The organism is Thiothrix nivea DSM 5205 (assembly GCF_000260135.1).
GTDB classification, from domain to species: domain Bacteria; phylum Pseudomonadota; class Gammaproteobacteria; order Thiotrichales; family Thiotrichaceae; genus Thiothrix; species Thiothrix nivea.
The window spans coordinates 1-1,654 of the sequence record NZ_JH651384.1 but is presented as its reverse complement, the minus strand read 5'-3'; the positions used below and the strand labels follow the sequence as shown (position 1 = coordinate 1,654).

Annotated in this window: 2 protein-coding genes; both read right to left on the bottom strand. The window is 39.5% G+C overall.

What is annotated here, in order from left to right; genetic code table 11:
• Positions 1-77: 77 nt before the first annotated feature.
• Positions 78-515 carry a hypothetical protein gene (locus THINI_RS24840; RefSeq protein WP_154724306.1) on the bottom strand — a complete coding sequence of 146 codons (438 nt, stop codon included), beginning with the start codon at positions 513-515 and terminating at the stop codon, positions 78-80.
• Positions 502-1,296: a hypothetical protein gene (locus THINI_RS00370; RefSeq protein ID WP_040838887.1), complete on the bottom strand. Its 795-nt coding sequence runs from the start codon at positions 1,294-1,296 to the stop codon at positions 502-504. Before THINI_RS00370 ends, THINI_RS24840 begins: the two co-directional genes overlap by 14 nt.
• Positions 1,297-1,654: the final 358 nt, after the last annotated feature.

Below are 1,654 nucleotides of genomic sequence, written 5' to 3'. Positions count from 1 at the left end.
CGGACTTGCTCGAAACAGGCGGCATCACTGGTCAGGCTGGAAATACTGATGAGCGAGGTCATAAAGCCTCTCCTTGGCTATCGGAAATGACTAACTTTACCGCTATCCATCACGTTTGCAATGCCGGGGAAAACAAGACCCTGAAACGCATATTGAGCCAATATTTCTTCGTCTTCAGGGATATTAAACATGTTTTTAAGCATCTCTAATATCCCTGCATATTTGCCACCTTGGGATAGTACGTCTAACGAAGTAGCTATCTTTGTAATAGCAATTGCATCATTTTGTTCTCTGCAACCTTCTCCATACCAATCTAAGGCGGTAGCCCAACGGCTACAAAGTTTAGGATGTTTTTGGCTAAGTGGAGAGATAAGAGACTCAATAATCAAACTAAAAGCATTAATTATGTTTTGGTTATGAGTTATAATATCATGAGCTTTATTTGGTGAAAGTGTGGGTATTCGCTCACTTAATGAAAAGCCTGGAGTCCATAAAAAACCGTCACTCTCGATCATGAGTTTTTAGAGGAATCGTTCTTTCAGTGAATAGTATTTGTTGGTGAAATACTCTATAGTTCCCAATCATTAAAGAAATTGAATCAAGAGCCGTTTTACAAGATAAGTGCGCCAGCTTTCTTGAAAAGTCTTTTTCATATCCATTGATAGTTATTTTAAGAATACTAGGGCAGTTTTGAATCGCATCATATATTGATTCGGCTAAATCATCTAAAGGAGGCGTTACGGGTGGTTCTTTTTTTAACTTGCTTTTTAAGTTATTGCGCCAATCTAGTTCTTTGATATAAAAATCAATTTTTCTTTGTTTTGTTTTTTCTGGAAAGTCTATGGTATCTATCCAGTCTTCTCTGTTCATTATGGTCACTGGGCCAAGAGAAATTGCATCAATTCTTTCCATTCCCAATGTCCATGCAGGAAAATAGTGTGTATATGTGGTAAAGTTTTTTTTGGCTTCTGATTTTATATATTCTGATAATGAACCACTAATAGCTATCTCATTATTGGAGTAATCAATAAAGCACTCTTCTGTATAAAAGTCAGCAACATATCTTCTGGTTATTTTGAATAAATTGCTCAGATCGATAAAGTTAGCAATATCGCTATTATTTATATGTATTTTTTCTGCTATATCATTTATTAAAATGAGAGCTTCTTTATTAAATTCACAAGTAAAGCCATTTCTGGTTGTTGTGAAATTTAGCATCCCGACTTTTTGCCCGTAACCAGAATTTGCATTATCCAACTCGTGAATTAATTTTTTTAGTATTTCTCTAATTTTCACATCTTATCCTTATGTGAGCTAGTGCGACATTTTGAGCCTAACGTCCGAATTGACGGGCGCGGCGGGGAGTAAATTGGTCGGAGTCGCGGGTTGTCACCGCGTCCGTCGTCGAATGATGGAATGGTCTCCACAGCCCCAGCACGGCATCATAGTGCCACTGTTAAACGCTGAAAACCATGGAGGCCAAGCATGAAAAATACCATTATCACCATCGACCTTGCCACTTCTGTTTTCGAGTTGGCGATTGCCACCCCACAATACCGCATCACCCAGCGGCGGCGACTTGACCGCGACGCTTTCCGTCAGTTTATCCATGAACAAGAGCCAGCCCTGCTGGTGATGGAAGCCTGCGGCAGCG

Bases quoted from the DNA above. Each gene is read 5' to 3' on its own strand.
- THINI_RS24840 (WP_154724306.1), bottom strand. From the start codon at position 515: ATGATCGAGAGTGACGGTTTTTTATGGACTCCAGGCTTTTCATTAAGT.